19 protein-coding genes are annotated in these 16,177 nt (G+C 44.4%); 9 read left to right on the forward strand and 10 right to left on the reverse strand.

All coding sequences use genetic code 11. The annotated features are described in order from the left end of the window. Positions 1-2: 2 nt before the first annotated feature. The gene (locus tag N6H06_RS02535) at positions 3-209 is read left to right on the forward strand and encodes a hypothetical protein (RefSeq protein ID WP_263705545.1); all 207 of its coding nucleotides are present in this window, start codon (positions 3-5) and stop codon (positions 207-209) included. Positions 210-355: 146 nt separating this feature from the next. Continuing rightward, positions 356-820 (forward strand): hypothetical protein, encoded by a 465-nt coding sequence (locus N6H06_RS02540; RefSeq protein WP_062745382.1) that lies wholly within the window; start codon positions 356-358, stop codon positions 818-820. A gap of 257 nt (positions 821-1,077) precedes the next feature. Here N6H06_RS02540 and N6H06_RS02545 read toward each other — a convergent pair whose 3' ends face one another. The 4 genes from N6H06_RS02545 to N6H06_RS02560 all read right to left on the reverse strand — a co-directional run bounded on the left by N6H06_RS02545 (position 1,078) and on the right by N6H06_RS02560 (position 4,469). Beyond that, positions 1,078-2,172, reverse strand: coding sequence for a response regulator aspartate phosphatase (locus N6H06_RS02545; protein WP_263705546.1), 1,095 nt, complete (start codon positions 2,170-2,172; stop codon positions 1,078-1,080). Positions 2,173-2,351: 179 nt separating this feature from the next. Beyond that, the gene (locus tag N6H06_RS02550) at positions 2,352-3,455 is read right to left on the reverse strand and encodes a DUF418 domain-containing protein (RefSeq protein ID WP_263705547.1); all 1,104 of its coding nucleotides are present in this window, start codon (positions 3,453-3,455) and stop codon (positions 2,352-2,354) included. Between the two features lie 188 nt (positions 3,456-3,643). Next, the gene (locus N6H06_RS02555) at positions 3,644-3,817 is read right to left on the reverse strand and encodes a DUF2197 domain-containing protein (RefSeq protein WP_095238770.1); all 174 of its coding nucleotides are present in this window, start codon (positions 3,815-3,817) and stop codon (positions 3,644-3,646) included. 22 nt (positions 3,818-3,839) lie between these two features. Next, positions 3,840-4,469 carry a TetR/AcrR family transcriptional regulator gene (locus N6H06_RS02560; RefSeq protein ID WP_212954458.1) on the reverse strand — a complete coding sequence of 210 codons (630 nt, stop codon included), beginning with the start codon at positions 4,467-4,469 and terminating at the stop codon, positions 3,840-3,842. 302 nt (positions 4,470-4,771) lie between these two features. On the opposite strand from N6H06_RS02560, the gene N6H06_RS02565 reads away from it, so the two are divergent. After that, on the forward strand, positions 4,772-5,635 hold the full coding sequence (locus N6H06_RS02565) for a pirin family protein (protein ID WP_062745388.1): 864 nt from the start codon (positions 4,772-4,774) through the stop codon (positions 5,633-5,635). Between the two features lie 3 nt (positions 5,636-5,638). Here N6H06_RS02565 and N6H06_RS02570 read toward each other — a convergent pair whose 3' ends face one another. Further along, positions 5,639-5,980: a winged helix-turn-helix transcriptional regulator gene (locus N6H06_RS02570; protein WP_062745389.1), complete on the reverse strand. Its 342-nt coding sequence runs from the start codon at positions 5,978-5,980 to the stop codon at positions 5,639-5,641. Between the two features lie 102 nt (positions 5,981-6,082). Here N6H06_RS02570 and N6H06_RS02575 point away from each other — a divergent pair, with 102 nt between their 5' ends. Beyond that, positions 6,083-7,417: an amidohydrolase family protein gene (locus N6H06_RS02575; protein ID WP_212954457.1), complete on the forward strand. Its 1,335-nt coding sequence runs from the start codon at positions 6,083-6,085 to the stop codon at positions 7,415-7,417. Positions 7,418-7,506: 89 nt separating this feature from the next. On the opposite strand, the gene N6H06_RS02580 is transcribed toward N6H06_RS02575, so the two are convergent. The 5 genes from N6H06_RS02580 to N6H06_RS02600 form a co-directional block, all read right to left on the reverse strand. Next, positions 7,507-8,376: an aminoglycoside 6-adenylyltransferase gene (locus tag N6H06_RS02580; protein WP_263705548.1), complete on the reverse strand. Its 870-nt coding sequence runs from the start codon at positions 8,374-8,376 to the stop codon at positions 7,507-7,509. A 235-nt stretch (positions 8,377-8,611) separates the two neighbouring features. After that, entirely contained in the window at positions 8,612-9,502 is an 891-nt protein-coding gene (locus tag N6H06_RS02585; protein WP_263705549.1) for a manganese catalase family protein, read from the reverse strand. Between the two features lie 65 nt (positions 9,503-9,567). Beyond that, on the reverse strand, positions 9,568-9,804 hold the full coding sequence (locus N6H06_RS02590) for a YuzF family protein (protein ID WP_062745395.1): 237 nt from the start codon (positions 9,802-9,804) through the stop codon (positions 9,568-9,570). A gap of 150 nt (positions 9,805-9,954) precedes the next feature. Further along, complete coding sequence (locus tag N6H06_RS02595; protein WP_263705550.1) at positions 9,955-10,077, reverse strand: hypothetical protein; 123 nt, start codon at positions 10,075-10,077, stop codon at positions 9,955-9,957. Continuing rightward, on the reverse strand, positions 10,074-11,174 hold the full coding sequence (locus N6H06_RS02600; RefSeq protein ID WP_263705551.1) for a response regulator aspartate phosphatase: 1,101 nt from the start codon (positions 11,172-11,174) through the stop codon (positions 10,074-10,076). The genes N6H06_RS02595 and N6H06_RS02600 overlap by 4 nt, the downstream gene beginning before the upstream one ends. 564 nt (positions 11,175-11,738) lie before the next feature. On the opposite strand from N6H06_RS02600, the gene N6H06_RS02605 reads away from it, so the two are divergent. The 5 genes from N6H06_RS02605 to N6H06_RS02625 are packed head-to-tail and all read left to right on the forward strand — an operon-like array spanning position 11,739 to position 16,176. Beyond that, entirely contained in the window at positions 11,739-12,491 is a 753-nt protein-coding gene (locus N6H06_RS02605; RefSeq protein ID WP_263705552.1) for an IclR family transcriptional regulator, read from the forward strand. A 15-nt stretch (positions 12,492-12,506) separates the two neighbouring features. Continuing rightward, positions 12,507-13,529: a DctP family TRAP transporter solute-binding subunit gene (locus tag N6H06_RS02610; protein WP_263705553.1), complete on the forward strand. Its 1,023-nt coding sequence runs from the start codon at positions 12,507-12,509 to the stop codon at positions 13,527-13,529. Positions 13,530-13,541: 12 nt separating this feature from the next. Further along, positions 13,542-14,057: a TRAP transporter small permease gene (locus N6H06_RS02615; protein WP_263705554.1), complete on the forward strand. Its 516-nt coding sequence runs from the start codon at positions 13,542-13,544 to the stop codon at positions 14,055-14,057. Further along, positions 13,973-15,388: a TRAP transporter large permease gene (locus N6H06_RS02620; protein ID WP_318527491.1), complete on the forward strand. Its 1,416-nt coding sequence runs from the start codon at positions 13,973-13,975 to the stop codon at positions 15,386-15,388. The genes N6H06_RS02615 and N6H06_RS02620 overlap by 85 nt, the downstream gene beginning before the upstream one ends. 20 nt (positions 15,389-15,408) lie before the next feature. Next, a complete protein-coding gene (locus N6H06_RS02625) occupies positions 15,409-16,176 on the forward strand; it encodes an SDR family NAD(P)-dependent oxidoreductase (RefSeq protein WP_062745406.1) in 768 nt (255 codons plus the stop codon). Position 16,177: the final 1 nt, after the last annotated feature.

Consider the following 16,177-nt stretch of genomic DNA (forward strand, 5'->3'; position numbering starts at 1 on the left):
AAATGAGTATTTTTACTGTATTTGTTTTTGTATTGGCTTTAGTTCTTGTAGGACATGCAGCAATGGCCAATGCCAGAACACAAAAATTAAATGAACAAGCAATTAAAAATGCCCAAGAGTTTCATAATAAGTCTATTAGTCTACTTGAACAAATTCTCGAAACGGAGAAACAAGTATTAGAAGAATTAAGAAATAAGCAAAATAATTAATCCGTATGCCAATTATTGACGTAGCAAACACGCTTTTGACTTAATGGAGGGGTTGTTTGGAATCGTCATCAAAATTAGCCAGGTCCGCAGTTTCGCAATTTGTCAAAACCGTAGGCGTACCAATATTTCAAGAGGGGGGTATCTCAATGAAAAAAACGCTAATGCTAGGATTAACAATGACGTATATTGCGACAGGGTGTGCGGCTCCATCAAATGACATGGCTAAAGAGGAAATAAAGGAAGAAATCAGTCAAGAAAATGAAGACGTAGAGGCTAGCAGTTCAGGTAATGATAAGAATATTCACAGGGCGGTTTTAGACGGTATTCATAATACAGCGATGATTTATCATGCGACGCTACAGGAAACATTTGATTTCACTGATGAAGATTTAGCAGAATTTGAAAACGTGCTAGATCATCATGAAAGTACAATTCGGTTGGCAAAAGAATTTGACGTTTCAAGTGAGATACAATACTCCCTTGAAGAAAGTTTAGAATTGACAAGACAAGCAATAGAGCAAAAAGATATTAGCTTATTGGAAGAAGCAAATGAATATTTACAAAAGCTTGATAAACAACATTGGTACGAAAAAAATAGCAACCACTCCTAATTCCATGAATGATAAAGTATTAGAATAGGGGCGGTTACTATTTAAAAACAATTAGAAACAAAACCGAAAAACTCTTTACTCGGCTCGAATCGAAAAAAGGGAGCCGACAGGCGAAAAGCTATTAAATAGAAATAGTACCCTTCAATTATGTGAGATGGGAAGACGCTGTCGGTAAGAATGTAATATCCACTTTTTCACCGTTTGGGCTAACTCCTAAAGTAAGGGCAACTACTAGAAACGATAGAAAAACAATCCGTTTAAACAAATTGATCAACTCCTAAAGTGTTTTGGTGCAGACGCGCATCATGTGCAACTTTCATATACTTCAACGCCAGCTTGGTTTTTCCTTCCTTTTCTGCAAATTGTGCTGCTTCTTCTGCTAGTTCACCTACTTCAAAATCCATTCCTTCCTTTTCTAGATCTGTAATGGCTTGATCGATCAAATCAAAGTTGTTTTCAATAAAAATGCCTTCCATAAACAAGCAGCGGGCACCATATTCTTTGTTTTGATAGTAAGCGGCACCTGCTTTTGCCAGTTGGAAATGGTGCAGAGCTTCTTCAATTTTCTTCTGTTTAAAAAGGGCGTTGGCTAAACTGTAGCTTGTTTTTACTCCGAAAATAGTGTTCTTATGTTCGGGGTACTCAAGCGCTTGTTTAAAATAGATTTCGGACTCAGCGTACTTCTGTTGAGCTTGTTTATTTAAACCGAGTGTTCGCAATACTTGCGCATATACAATCGGAATGTCAACAGCCTGTCCTAATGCCTCTTTGAGTATTTTTTCACCTTTTTCTGTATTTTTAAGTTCTTGGTGGATGCCGGCTAAAACAATTTGGCAGTTTATCGACGGTTCCTTGTATTGGAGGCGGTCAAAGATGAGTTTTGCTTGCTCTATGTAGGAAGAGGCAACCAAGTACTGGTTGAGTCGATAATAAACGAGCCCGTTGTATTGGTAAAATTCGGCTTCTTCTGCCTCATCGTTTACATACTCCAGCAGTCGTTCAGCTTTACGGAACATTTTTACGGCTGAACGATACCGTTCTTGTGTAAACTCGTATTGTCCACTGACGAAGTAATAGAGATACTTAAGCATGTCATCAATTTTTGTTATTGCATCAAACGGATCTATTTTTTGGGAACATTGATTTTTATTATAGCGACTGACTAGGATGTTATGTTTAAAGTCAACCAAAGAGTAATAAGCTGTCAACTTGTCATTGGGATCAATTGACGAAATTAGGTGTTTAACCTCATCTTTCAATAAAACAGCCTGCTCGTATGACTTGGAAATGAGGCAGCTATACCATTCTACAATCTTGGCTCCAACCTTTTCTGAGCTTATCGTCCTCTCCATATAATCATCAGCCTCCTAATGAATCCCATTTTGCTTAATAATAGCAGAGGTAGAACGAGTTGCCTATAGTTTTAGGATTTTCCCAACTTTAGAATAAAGTTATCTTTAAATGAAGATAGGTTCTGGGGAAACACCCCCATTCACTCCCTGTTTAAAAAGCAGCCTATACGGCTGCTTTTTTAAGATGCATGGGGAGACGATTTCCGGTATACGAGCCTACGGAACAGGTGGTCAATTGGTCCACTTTTTTGTTTGGATTCGAGCCATGATGCGCAGCCGAGGGCTGTGAGCCAAATGCAGAGAGTGAGTCCCCATCCTGCGGCCATGCCTAGTTGGTTTCCTAGATTAAATGTTTGTGTGGAGAACAGCAAAATCAACATGATTTCGTTGTAGATAAAAAACGTAAGTGATCGTTTTCCAAGGGACGTGATCGCCCAAACCATACCGCTTGGTTTTGTTATTTTCGGTCCTATTAAGCCAAAGATAGCGGCGTAAGCGACACCCCCAAAAATGCCTGTTGCCATATGCAAGGAGAACGTCAAGCCGACTAAGGCTGGAGGCAACTCAATCAGTTGGTTGCTGTATAAGGCGTGGGGAAGAGCGCCGACTAAGGAAATGGAAAGGCCGTAAACAGCGGCTTTTTTCAGGAATGGTTTGTTCTTTGGGCTTTCATTTAACAATCCTTTTTGCCCAGACCAGATACCTATAAGGATTGATACCCCAACAGGCAGCAGAAAATGGGCGATGAATGGTCCGCCTGTGGCAAATTGGATAAATTGACTTGTGACTCGTTCGAAGTAATGTGCGTAATTGCCTGGAAGGATCTCGTTTCCGTTAAATTGTGCATAGGCCATCGCTATCCATGTGAGTGGCAAAATAACGACATACGCAAGGGATAAGGCCATGATGCTTCGAAGTACGGTTTTGTCACTTCGAAACAGTAACCAACAACACGCGAGAAGGGCAGTCCCATAGATGGCGAGAATGTCTTTTCCGCCGATCAGAACGGAGAGGATGAAGCCGAATAGAATGAGAAACCAAGCTCTTCGGTAAAGAGATGTTTTTGCATCTTTTATCGGTTTGTTTCGTTTTAGATAACTGCGCACAATTAAGGTCAGACCGTAGCCGAACAATAACGCAAACATCGCTCTCGCCCGGTTATCAACAAAGAAGACAGAAAGATAATTGACGATGGTATCGTACGTACTCATACTTTCGGGACGGGTTAACAAGGAGCTGCCCAAAAACAAGGATGCATGGGCGAGGGCGACAAGAAGGAGCATAAAACCTCTAGCGAGATCAAGTGAAACAAAGCGTTTTGTCCTAGCTGAGCAATGCGATTCATTTGTGCTTTCTCTCCTTTTTGCGTAATGGTTTCCTCCATTTTATGGAAGTGGTCATTCATGATAGCACTGGTAGAATCGCGAGTCAAAACGATTGTCGAAGATAAGTTATTGAACTAAAACATCTGTTACTTTGAGTATCTAAAGAAATTTTTAATTGCATCCATGCGTATTTTATGACTACAATCTTCGCAACAAAAAATCCCATTCCCGTTTTTCTTAAATTGTTTATATTTTAGTGAACCTTCGTACACTCTGAATTTTTGTTTGCAACTATAACAAAGTACCTCATAGTAAACCATTGTTTTCCTCCTAAGTGATACATTATTTTTTAGTTGACTTATCGAAGATTGTAATGAGTTCTCTCGTATATTCCTGAACATTTAACTGGGGATTTCTCATTAATTCAATGGTGAACCCGTCAATGGCATTTCTTATTGTTAACGCCATCACCCTTGCTGATGGTCTAGTAAATTCTCGGAAAACTCCTTCTTGCATCCCTTGGGTGAGAATATTTTCAATTGGAAGTAAAACAACTTCATCATGGTCTGCTGCAAACTGAAGTTTACCATCAGCAGTTATCTTATTAGAAACCATTTCTATAACAGCGAAAACATGCTTCCGATTTTCATCTACGAATGTAAGATTGGATTCAATATACACCCGAAGCATTTCTTTAGGAGATTTTTGAACTTCTACTCGTGGAGCAATATATGATTGCCAAGCCAAATAGTATTCGATCGCTATTTGCTCCAATAATTCCTCTTTATTTGCAAAGTGATAGGAAATAACCCCCTTACTGATTTTTGCACGTTTTGCAATTTGTCCTAAAGAGGCTTGAGCGTAACCTACTTCAGCGATTGTTTCAATCGCACATTCCACAATTTGAGCTCTACGGGCTTTTTCGATGAATGACATTTCTTTTTGGTTAGTTGATTTATTTTTTTTACTCATGTGCTAATTTTAGTACAACTGTACAAATAATTCAAACAGGGAACCCATTTAGATGAAGGGTATCTAAATGGGTTATGAATACCTTTATAACATAGCTAATCAATAGGTCAGAAAAGAAGAGTTTCCCATCGGGTAGCTCTTTTTTCTATTTGTCGATGTCCACGTTAAATCATTCCATGTGAAGTCGTTTCTCCATCATTTCAAAAAAACAAAAGTATCTCCAAAGGAACTTACAGAGTTGAAAGTGCCTCATTTTTTCCGGTGTAGAACTTGTTTATACTTAAGGTAAAGGAGGCAGAAAAATGGAAGAGCAAATCGAACGTACGATTCGCGAGCATTGGCATGTCCAGTATAGGCAAAATGGGTATCCCCATGTGCAACAAGGATGGGTGTTGCCTCCAGGGCGAGAGCAAGATTTTGATCCTTTTGTCGTGATGGCTGATGACTGGTTTAAACGGGGGACGTTTTCCGACCATCCTCATCGTGGTTTTCAAACGATCACGTATGTGATTGACGGCAGGTTGGAACATTCCGATAACCATGGCGGTTATTCGGTTTTGGACGCAGGCGATGTGCAATACATGAATGCAGGTTACGCTGCCCGCCATGCGGAGGAGGCATTTGCCGATGATGTCATTCATACGTTGCAGTTGTGGGTGAATTTGCCGAAAGCATTAAAGCGCTCGCCTGCCAGTTACCAGGACGTCCGTCTGGAAGAAGCGCCAGTAGTAGAAATAGACGGCGGTTCACTGCGTGTTTATTCCGGGAAAACGGCCGGTGTGACTGGGCCGCTGCGTTCAGCAGTTCCTGTGCAGATGGTGGAGCTATCGTTGCAGGCGGGGGCGGAGTACGATTTAACGCTGCCTGCACAGGACAATGGCCATCTCTATGTCCTGCAAGGGGAGTTGGCTTTTGGGCCAGAGGCAAACGAAGTCGTTTTAGAAAAAACGGGTGTCGGTTTGTTCAATTGGCCAAATGAAACGGGGCAAACTGAAAGCGTCCTACGTGTCCGTGCCTTACAGCGATCAAAAGTGCTTGTCTATTCAGGAAAGCCACTGCGCGAACAGGTCGTTGCCCATGGTCCGTTTGTCATGAACACGATCGAGGAAATTGAAGAAGCCTATGCTGATTTTCGCGCTGGCAAATTCGGCCCGCCCTCGCAATAATGTCTATTTCTGTTGTTGCGCCGCCAGATAAGCATGGTGTGCTTTGCCCCATGCATGCAGTTGCCGCAAGATCGGTTGGAGTGTTTGGCCGTGCTCTGATAGCGAATACTCGACTTTCGGGCGACCTTCGCCAAAAACGCGGCGCTCGATTAAGTGTTCTTGTTCAAGCTCACGCAAATGGGCGGTTAGCACTCTTTGGGTGATTTCCGGAATGGCGCGGCGCAACTCATTAAAGCGCAATGTTGTATGGTAATCAATGTGAAGAAGGATCAACACTTTCCATTTGCCGATAATCGGCGCCAGCGCTGTGTTCACTAAGCATTCATCGGGGTGGTAGTTTTCCATAAAAGCAGCCCTCCAATCAAGTCGTTTCCTTTATTTTACGAAAAACGAAACGGTACGCGCCAATCATTTGTTTTGGCAACGATAAACAAAGGGGGATTTTCAATGACGGACAAAGTGCTTTTTAAAGGTGGAACGATCCTCACACTTGACCACAAGTTGGGTGTTCTGAATGGGGCAGATTTGCTTGTGGAAGGATCGAAAATTGCTGCTGTTGAGCAAACGATCGAGGGAGTTGACGCCGAAATCGTTGATGCTGCTGGGATGATTGTTATGCCAGGGCTTGTTGATACCCACCGCCATACGTGGCAGTCGATTATCCGTGGCATTGGCAGTGATTGGTCGTTGCAGACGTATTTACAGTCCATCTATTTTGGCAACCTTGGCAGCAAACGGCGGCCAGAAGATGATTACATTGCCCAATGGCTAGGTGCTGTCGAGGCCCTCGATGCAGGAGTAACAACGCTTTTAGATTGGACAATGATTAACTCGGATGAACATACCGAACAGCTTATAGCTGGGTTGCGTGCTTCGGGCATCCGAGCCCGCTTTGCCTATGGTTCACCTGGTGAAGGGAGCTATTGGAACCGAGAGAGCCGGCTCGACTTAGCGGCGAAAGCAGAAGAAGTGAAAAACGCTTATTTTGCCTCAGACGACGAGCTTGTGACGATGGCGCTGGCGATTCGTGGGCCGGAATTTTCCTCTTGGGAAGCGACAGTTGCTGAAATCGAAGCAGCGCGCCGCCTTGGCCTCGTTTGCAGCATGCATCTCGGCTTTGGCAACTGGGGTGCACATGACCGTTCTGTCACCAAGTTGCACAATGCTGGCCTCCTTGGGCCTGATCTGAACATCGTCCATGGGAATGCGATTGCGAACGAGGAGTTGGAACTGCTCCGCGATTTCGGCGGCAGCTTGTCGATTACGCCTGAAATTGAAATGATGATGGGCCACGGCTATCCCGTGACAGGGGCCGCGATTGAACATGGTGTAACTGCTGCACTAGGGGTTGACGTTGTCACATCCACTGGCGGTGATCTATTTGCGCAAATGAAGTTTGCCTTGCAAGCAGAGCGGGCAAAACAAAACCAACGTCTATTGGATGAAGGGATCATGCCTGAACAAGTGCCGTTATCGACGAAACAGATGCTGGAAGCCGCCACAATCGAGGGGGCCAAAGCATTGATACTTGAAGACAAGATTGGCACGCTCACGCCAGGAAAAGAAGCCGATTTGATTATGCTTCGTTGTGATGATGTGAATTTGCTGCCGGTAACGGACCCATTTGGTGCCGTAGCACAAGCGGCCCACCCAGGAAATGTCGACAGCGTCTTTGTCGCAGGCAAAGCAAAAAAGCGCAACGGCCAGTTGATCGGCATCGATAAAGACAGGTTGAAAAAGCAAGCGGTCGAGGCGCGTGATTTTATGCTAGCTTCTCGTTAAAGCGCGTTTACTGCACCTAGACTTTAGAGGCGAAGCGCGTTTACTCTACAGTTGAAGGAGCCTTATCCATCGATAAGGCTCCGATCTTTTTAGTAAATCTCCGTTGCATCTTCGGGCAACGCTTGAATGTGCTGCAAATACGTTTTTACCTTTTCGGCATCTGTGTGTGGATAGTCAAACGAAAAGCAGGCGGCAACCTCTTGCGCTAGCACTTCAAAAAGGTGTGCCATTGCCAATAGGGCGCGCCACATATCTTCGTAAGTGGGGCGCGGGAAAGTCGACAGAAACAGCTGCCACCGTTCTTTGTCCACATACTGTTCAAGGTATTTGCCATGTTTGCCAACGCTGACGCGAAACTCGTTTTCGATCCCAACTGTCCATTCAAGCATGCGCAAAAGCATAGCCCGGATGACATTCAAGTGATCGTATGCATACGTAAACTCTTGCCGCCATAATCCTTTTGCGACATAGGTGGACACCCACCAAAATTCATTGCAGCAATCTGAAAAAAGGTCTTGGTTCGGCTTTTGGACCCAATAATCACGATCAGTGGGCGCAGGCAATAGCGGCAACGCTCCATCTTTGTCCAATAACACCACAGACAAGGGGTCGCCTTGGTTCCATGTCGTGCCCCTTTCGAGTGGGCAAAGTGTCAAATCAATCCGGTTTCCATCTGTAAATAACATCAAGTATGCAAACGTTCCGTCGCCTTCTGGTGGAATGAGCGTCATCTTTTCTGGCGTCTGCATGATGATTCGTTCGCCAAAACGATCAATCCAGCCAGTGTCGGAGACAAAAGAGTGGACGTCACGAACAATGTAGACAATGTCGTAATCTTGAAATGGGTCTTTTCGGGCATTTGGGTTGGTTCGAGATCCATTCATACATACAGCTCTGATCCGTTCGTCTGATTCGGCCACACCTAGCAACAAGTCAATCATTTCATTATACGTTCGCATCCTTTTCTCCTCCATCATCTGTTTTTGTCATTTAAAGGCTGGTTTGCTTGGATAGAGGAGGCCCGCGAATCGGGTATTGACGTTAAGGAAACTGTTCAGCGTTCATCCTTTTTCCTCCTAAGATTTGAGTATTTCGTCCATCGTACATGATTTTTACGAGCATGAAAAGGCTTTCTCTTCAAGGGGGCAAAACAAAAAGCCAAAGGACCTCGCTGATCCACTTGGCTAACATTCATCATAGGTTTTCTTTTAAACGTTTTACTATTTTCATATAGTCATCAGGATCAATTCCTGGCGCAAACATTTCCGGTTTTTCTTCAAAGTCTGGCACAGGCGCCCCTTCAGGCATGCCATCAATGACGCGAAGCGGCTCGCCTGTTTCTGGGTTTTCCCCTTTCCAAATTTGGCGAATGTCCCGGTACTCAGGTTCATCCCATGTATAAAGGATATTGTAGAGGCCTTGGTCCATATATTTGCGGGCAGTTTCAAACGCATTGTTGTCGGGATGGGGGACTGGAAGCATTTTTCCGATATCGACGCCTGTAGCGACTTTAATCGCTTTCGCATAAGCGATAATATGCGTGCCTCCTCGCACAAGCAAATAGCCGCATAATTCTCTTGCAGTTGGGTTAGTTGTCATTTCGTACACGCGCATCTTATGTAGTCGCGCCCCTATTTCGAGAACGTAGTTATGGAGTAAATCTTCGACCAATACACCGGAATTAGTGACAAAATCGCCGTTCCATGGGCGTCCCATGCCGTCCCCTGGATAGGACGTTTGCGCGGTTGTCGTAAAATGGAGGGAATAGCGTTTATCTTTGCCGTTTTGCAGTGGCGCTGTGTCTGGATCCCCTGGGAACGTGTTTCCATACGACATTAAATTAATCGCATTGGCGACCAACTCGACATGGCCAAACTCCTCAGCCGTAATGCTAGCAATTAAATCGTAAAACGGTTTGTATTTCTTTTTCCCCCTAAAATTGAACGATTGGAACATGTAGTTGTTTAACGTCGACATTTCGCCAAACTTGCCGCCCATCAACTCTTGCACGGCTGCCGCACCGTTTGCATCGCCATGCTCTGGGCGCGGCAACTCAATCGCAATTCTGTTCACTCGTTTCATCATAAGCATTTCCTCCCTATTCAGTAGCCCATACGCTCATGCATATGCGCCAGGGAGGATGTCTTAGTTCAATTTTTCTGTTTAGCTTGGTGTACCTTAGCTGGATGCACCCAGATGATTTGCTGGCTGCGGACATAAAAGGGAGTCCCGCCCATTTCCACAACAAGATGGTCAGGTTGGACCGCTTTAAGTATGCCTCTCAACGCCCCCCGTGTCGTCTGCACACCGATGGTGGTGCCTACTTGTTTCGCCAACATGCCGTACACATAAGGATCATGCAATTGCCATTCAGCTTTGTTGCTCATTTGATCTCTCCTTTGCCTCTTGGTGTAGGCAGTATATGCACGACAAAACAAATGGGGAAGTTGCCTATATAGGAAAATTCTTCAAAGCGAGCGCAAGCATTTAAAGAATGAAGCGTGGCACGCCCACTTTCTAGTGTAGGCCAAACGATGTTAATGCCCAGAATCTACTTTTCCATCTGTCTGTATGACGGATGGATGGCTTTCTCCCCATGTGTGAGGGGCAATCGAGACGCATACTAATGCAACTGCGAATACGAGCAATCCCTTTTTCATTCCTGATCGACTCCTAGCTTAAAGAAATTTTGCCGTGCATGGTAGGCAATTTTTAAATACTTTAACGCTAATTCTTCACGGCCGATTTGCGCAAAAAACGTGCTTGCTTCCTCGGCGATTTCATCCACTTCAAAGTCCATGCCACGGCCTTCAAGATCTTTTAAAGCTTTGTCAATGAGTGATGGATCAGAGTTTACATACAAACCGGTAGTAGCTAAACATTTTGCTTTGTATTCATGATTGTCAAAATAGTGGGCTCCTGTATATGCTTTTTTCATATGAGGCTCTGCTTCTGCCGGTAAATTCATGCGATACAACGTATTGGCCAAGTCATGTTCGCTTTTCGCTCCAAGAATGTGGTTGCCTAGTTCTTTAACAGATAAGGCCTTTTCAAAATAATGCTTTGCGCTCCTGTAATTTTTTTCCCTTACGGCATTTAATCCTAATGCCCTTAACGCAATCACTTTTGCCGTTGAATGGTTTTCTGCCGCCATCATCGCTTCTTTGAATAGACGCGAGGCTTTCTCGTGCTCCCCTGTTTCTGAATAAATGCCGCCAAGTATGACTTGGCAGAAGACAACCCTTTCCGTGAAACCTAAACGCTTGAACGCCACCAAGGCTTCTTCGATGTGGGAGGCGGCATATGGGTATTGGCTTATCCGATATAAGGAAGAACCCATATAGTAGTGGAAATCGGCTTTTTCGGCTTTGTCTTCAATATTTTCAAGCAGGCGCTCTGCTTTACGAAAAAGACGAATGGCGGAGCGGTAACGCTCGTTCATGAATTCATTTTGTCCGCTAACAAAGAAATAGAGATATTTAAGCAAATGATCCATTGAGTTTTCTACAACCGTACTTGCCTGTTGCATGGCATAATTGTCTTTCCCGCCTTTGCCTACCTGGTTCATCATAATATGATGCCGAAACTCAACTAATGAATAATAGGATAGCATCCGGTCATTTGGTTCCATTTGTTCAATCATGCTATCGACTTCTTCTTTAAGCTGAATCGATTGTTCTACAGACCTGGCAATAATACAGCTGTACCACTCAACAATTTTAGCCCCTACTTCTTCCGGTGATAAGGCCACAGACATAGTCTACTTCCCCCCTCTGGATCGACGACGACATCGTTCATACTTAAATTATTATAGTAGTAAAGCCGTAATAGAGTAAGAGTTTTTTATATTCTCAAACAAAAAAGCGACAAGGAGAAATACGAGTACCAATCTTGTCCCGAAAAGGCGAGAAAATGGAGCTTACTTACATGCGCTCCCTAAGCACACAGCCAATCGCGCATCAAATATGTATAAAGAAGTGTTCATGCCGTTTCATAACCTTGATACGATAAAGCATATGAGTGGCTTTTCCCTCGTATTCGTTCCCTTTCTTAAGGGTGCCACTCTCTAAGTAGGTGTGTGGATGACATTTTTAGCTCAAGTTAGCCTCCTACTAGGCGTTCGCCGCACTCCTTGCGGGTTCCTCCGTTAACATTATAGCCATTAAGTTGGCTTTTTTGTTTAAGCGAGTATGTGCCTCGTGAAGGGCCAGTCTATGTTTTGCAATTATTTTCAGAAAAATTGTTGACGCTCTCCTCATGTACAGTTATAATTTTCATATAAGGAAAATTAGTTTTCACTATGTGAAAGTAGCTGATAGGAATGGAATACCAAAACAAAAGTTTGCGAAAAGCGTTTGAAATCATTGAGTCCCTCTGTGCCAAACCGATGACAGCGACAGAGTTGTCGAAAAAGTTAAATTTAAATCCGAGTACATTGCATCGTTTTTTGGCTAATTTAGAGGCGATGGGGTACACAGAAAAGTTGAAAAACAACCAAGTCCGGTTGACGCAGCAATTTATCCAGCTAGGGAAAATGGCGCAAGCTCATTATGATGTTGAGGCATTGTCCAAACCTTACTTAAAAAAGCTTGCTGACAGTACAGGGGAAAGCGTCTTGCTGTCCTCGTTTCACCAGTTTAAAGTGACGTATTTAGACAAAATTGAAAGCTCGCAAACGGTGCGAATTGTTCTAGGGCCAGGAAGCCATGCGCCTTCTTATGCAGTCGCGTCTGGAAAACTGTTTTTGTCACAGTTGTCTCAAGAGCAGCTTGATGACTTTTTTGCGAGCACAGAATTAAAGCCTTTTACAAAGAACACGTTTACAGATGAACAACAATTAAGAAAGGAGTTGGTGCACATTAAAGCGCAAAACTATGCCATCGATGAGGAGGAGTATGAAATTGGCTTAAAAGGGTTCGCGGCGCCAATTAGGGAGGCGACAGGCACGATGATCGCAGCGTTAAGTGTGGCTGGCGTTTCCTTGCGTTTTGACGATGAAAAAAGCAAAGCAACGATTGAACAATTGCTCCGTTATGCGGAATTGATTTCGTTTGACTTAGGGTGGAAACGTTAGAGAGGAGGAGCGCTTATGGGCACGAAAGCGCTTAGCATGATTTTGATAGCGCTTACACTGTTTCTTGGAAGCTGTAGTGAACGGTCCGTTGCTGGAAATGAAAAACCCCATTATGAGTGGAAAATGACGGTGACAGTAGGCAGTGGCTCGACATGGTATGAAGCGGCAAAAAAGTTTGCCGATGATGTGGAGGCTGAAACAAATGGCAGAATCAACATAGCGATTTTTACCAATGAACAGTTATCAGCTGGAAGCCCGGAAGCTGGAGTGGAGCAATTGATGGATGGCACGAAGGATTTTTCTTACAATTCCACCATCATCTACGCAGGCATAGATCCTCGGTTTGGCATATTGAGCGCGCCGTTTTTAATAAACAGTTATGAAGATGCAGAACGGATGCTGAATGGCGAGTCAGGGGCTTTAATCAAAAATATGTTGCGTGAAAGAGGCGTCGAACCCCTTGGTTTTGCGGAAAGCGGCTTTCGGCAAATTACAAATAACACGAAGCCGATTAAAAAGCCAGAAGACTTAAAACACTTAAAAATCAGGGTGCCAAGTATGGGGGTGTTTACGACTCATTTCCGCAATCAAGAAGCCGATCCAATGACAATGGCTTTTTCTGAAGTGTATACCGCTCTTCAACAAGGCACCATCGATGGCCAAGAGAATCCAGTCGATGTCACCTATTCTTCTGGCCTTTCAGAAGTGCAAGGCTATATGACGATGTGGAATTACGTGTATGACGCTTTAATCCTCGGCATGAATAAGCAGTTGTATGACTCCCTTGATCCAGAAGATCAACAACTGATTTCGAGGCTAGCCGAGGAAGCGAATGCGTATCAAATTGAGATCGCAAGAAACAAAGAAGAAAGGCAATTAGAAGAGTTAAAGGAAAAAGGAATGGACATTTATTACCCAACGGATGAAGAAATTCAACAGTTCCGCGATGCCGCTCAGCCCATATACGAGCATTTTGAAGACATTTGGGGGAAAGAAAATGTGCAAACGTTTCTAAAAGAAGCGTCTGTACAGGATTAGGGGGGAGTTTGTTTGAGGGGTTTGGCGATTTTTGAATATGTGTTGGTTGCCGTCTCACTTGGGACGATGTCGGTGATTACATTTGCCAATGTATTATCCCGTTATTTGTTTCATACATCTTTCTCGTTTGCTGAAGAGATTACGATCAATTTATTTGTGTTGATGACGTTTGTTGGCGCTTCGATTGCGATTAAACAACATGCACACTTCGGTTTTCGTTTTATTTATGACAAGTTGAGCGGAATGTGGAAACGAATGGCTTTAACGGCGACTTGTTTGTTGATGGTCGTTTTTCTCAGCTGCATGCTCTATTTCTCCATTGAGCTCGTTTTGGCACAGGCAGAACGGGGCCGGGTGACGCCGGCTTTAAGCATACCCCAGTGGCTGTTTACTTCTGCGCTTCCCCTCGGTAGCCTGCTCTGTTTAGTAAGGACGGTTGAAATGTGGGTGAACGAAAGGAAAAGGCTCACGCAAGGGGGAGAGAAGGATCGGAAGGCGGAAATGGCAGTGAAAGAGGTGAATGGGTAATGTTATCGGCGTTGCTCTTTGTATTGTTCTTCTGTTTGTTGTTGATCCATGTGCCTGTTGCCTTTGCATTAGGCGTATCAGCATTGGTCATTCTTGTGTTGGACTCTGGATTTTCGTCATTGGCGCTTCTCCCTAGCATTATGTACTCTTCCATTTCTTCATTTACGTTATTGGCAATCCCATTTTTCGTGTTAGCTGGCGTTATTATGAGCTATTCAGGCATCTCCAAACGGCTTGTTGACTTTGCCTACCTTTGTTTTGGCCATAAGCAAAACGGCATTGTCATCGTCGCGATTGTAGCTGCGTTGTTTTTCTCAGCTATTTCTGGCTCGGGACCGGCGACAGTCGCCGCTATGGGGGCGATCCTCATTCCTGCACTCGTCAAGAATGGCTTTAACAAAAACAGTGCTTCGGCATTGATTGCCAGTTCAGGCGCACTAGGGATTATTTTGCCGCCAAGCATTGCCTTTATCATTTTTGGCGTGATTGCCAATGACTTTGTTGGCATTTCGATTAGCCGCCTGTTTGTCGCTGGCATCATCCCCGGCCTTTTGCTTGCCGCTGGCCTTCTCTGCGCCAGCATGTTTGCGAGTAAGCGCGCCTCCCACTTACAAACAAAGAACAAGCGCCCTGATGAAGCGGCAGCCAGCGTTGAACGCGCCTCTTTGACATCGATTTTGAAAGCGTTTTATCGGGCTCTTTTTGGGTTGCTCGTTCCTGTCATCATTATGGGCGGCATTTATTCAGGCGTGTTTACGCCAACGGAGGCTGCCGTTGTGGCCGTGTTTTATGCATTGCTCGTTGGCGTTGTGTTTTATCGAGAAATAAAGCTTAAACATCTCGGCCGGATTTTAGTCGATGCATCTGTACAGTCAGCGGTCATTATGTTCATCATTGGCGCTGCCTCGTTGTTCTCTTATCTCGTGACGACGCAACATGTAGCTGAATTAATGACACAAGCAGTGTTAGATGTGACAGAGAACCGTGTACTTCTTTTGTTTCTAACTGCTGTGATTTTGTTAGTGATTGGCGCGTTTATAGACGCGATTTCCGCATTTTATATCTTTGTGCCGATTTTGATGCCGATTTTGCTTGAAGTTGGCGTTGACCCGACTACGATCGGCGTGCTTATGACGGTCGCATTGGCAATTGGCCTTTTTACGCCGCCTGTAGGGTTGAATTTATTTGTGGCCAGTGGCATTTCCGGTGTACCGACTGAACAGATTGTAAAGGGAATTGGTCCATTTCTAATCTCTTCTATCATTGTGTTGCTAATCGTGATGTATGTTCCAGCTGTATCCAATTGGTTGCCTGATTTATTGAATCTCTAAATAAAAAGGAGTGGACAGAAATGTCGAAAATGGTAGGGAAAGTCTCAATCGTAACAGGAGCTGCACGGGGAATTGGCGCCGCTGCTGCAATTGAATTAGCTAGGGAAGGAGCCGATGTCGTTTTAGTCGATGTGCTGTCTTGTGAACAGACAAAGGAAACGATTGCAAACGATGTTGCTGCTGCCCAAGTTGTTTGTTATGAGGTAGACGTAAAAAATCGCGATGAAGTGGAAGGCCTGATGAAGGCGGTTTATCGCCAATTCGGCCGAATGGATGTTGTCGTCAACAATGCCGGCACTTGTTGCCGTTACGACTTGGAATCGATGACAGATGAAATGTGGCATCGAGACATTGACACAAATTTGCGCGGGACCTTTTTAATGACACAGACAGCGATCTATCCGTATATGAAACAACAAGGCAACGGCAAAATCATTAACATTAGTTCGATCTCTGGTATTATGGGCGGCCCTTTTGCCTTTAATGAGGGCGAAAAAGCGGAGCGATCAGGGCCGGCTTATGCGGCCTCCAAAGGTGGCGTGATTGCGTTTACCCGCTGGGTCGCCAAAGAAGTAGGCCGTTTAGGGATTACATGCAACAGCATTGCGCCAGGCCCAGTAGCAACGGAGATCACGAAAGGAATGAACTACCCATTGGCCAATCAAGTGATCCAACGGATGGGAACGCCAGAAGATATTGCAGCAGCCGTTGTCTATTTAGCGTCTCCCCAAGCCGACTATGTGACAGGCGAAGTATTAAAAGTATGCGGAGGAAGTGCGATCGGATAAC

This window comes from Shouchella tritolerans, from assembly GCF_025770735.1.
Classification (GTDB): domain Bacteria; phylum Bacillota; class Bacilli; order Bacillales; family Bacillaceae_D; genus Shouchella; species Shouchella tritolerans.

Excerpts from the sequence above, each read along its gene's own strand:
- N6H06_RS02535 (WP_263705545.1), top strand. The coding sequence starts at position 3 with ATGAGTATTTTTACTGTATTTGTTTTTGTATTGGCTTTAGTTCTTGTA.
- N6H06_RS02540 (WP_062745382.1), top strand. The coding sequence starts at position 356 with ATGAAAAAAACGCTAATGCTAGGATTAACAATGACGTATATTGCGACA.
- N6H06_RS02545 (WP_263705546.1), bottom strand. The coding sequence starts at position 2,172 with ATGGAGAGGACGATAAGCTCAGAAAAGGTTGGAGCCAAGATTGTAGAA.
- N6H06_RS02550 (WP_263705547.1), bottom strand. The coding sequence starts at position 3,455 with ATGCTCCTTCTTGTCGCCCTCGCCCATGCATCCTTGTTTTTGGGCAGC.
- N6H06_RS02555 (WP_095238770.1), bottom strand. The coding sequence starts at position 3,817 with ATGGTTTACTATGAGGTACTTTGTTATAGTTGCAAACAAAAATTCAGA.
- N6H06_RS02560 (WP_212954458.1), bottom strand. The coding sequence starts at position 4,469 with ATGAGTAAAAAAAATAAATCAACTAACCAAAAAGAAATGTCATTCATC.
- N6H06_RS02565 (WP_062745388.1), top strand. The coding sequence starts at position 4,772 with ATGGAAGAGCAAATCGAACGTACGATTCGCGAGCATTGGCATGTCCAG.
- N6H06_RS02570 (WP_062745389.1), bottom strand. The coding sequence starts at position 5,980 with ATGGAAAACTACCACCCCGATGAATGCTTAGTGAACACAGCGCTGGCG.
- N6H06_RS02575 (WP_212954457.1), top strand. The coding sequence starts at position 6,083 with ATGACGGACAAAGTGCTTTTTAAAGGTGGAACGATCCTCACACTTGAC.
- N6H06_RS02580 (WP_263705548.1), bottom strand. The coding sequence starts at position 8,376 with ATGCGAACGTATAATGAAATGATTGACTTGTTGCTAGGTGTGGCCGAA.
- N6H06_RS02585 (WP_263705549.1), bottom strand. The coding sequence starts at position 9,502 with ATGATGAAACGAGTGAACAGAATTGCGATTGAGTTGCCGCGCCCAGAG.
- N6H06_RS02590 (WP_062745395.1), bottom strand. The coding sequence starts at position 9,804 with ATGAGCAACAAAGCTGAATGGCAATTGCATGATCCTTATGTGTACGGC.
- N6H06_RS02595 (WP_263705550.1), bottom strand. The coding sequence starts at position 10,077 with ATGAAAAAGGGATTGCTCGTATTCGCAGTTGCATTAGTATGCGTCTCG.
- N6H06_RS02600 (WP_263705551.1), bottom strand. The coding sequence starts at position 11,174 with ATGTCTGTGGCCTTATCACCGGAAGAAGTAGGGGCTAAAATTGTTGAG.
- N6H06_RS02605 (WP_263705552.1), top strand. The coding sequence starts at position 11,739 with ATGGAATACCAAAACAAAAGTTTGCGAAAAGCGTTTGAAATCATTGAG.
- N6H06_RS02610 (WP_263705553.1), top strand. The coding sequence starts at position 12,507 with ATGGGCACGAAAGCGCTTAGCATGATTTTGATAGCGCTTACACTGTTT.
- N6H06_RS02625 (WP_062745406.1), top strand. The coding sequence starts at position 15,409 with ATGTCGAAAATGGTAGGGAAAGTCTCAATCGTAACAGGAGCTGCACGG.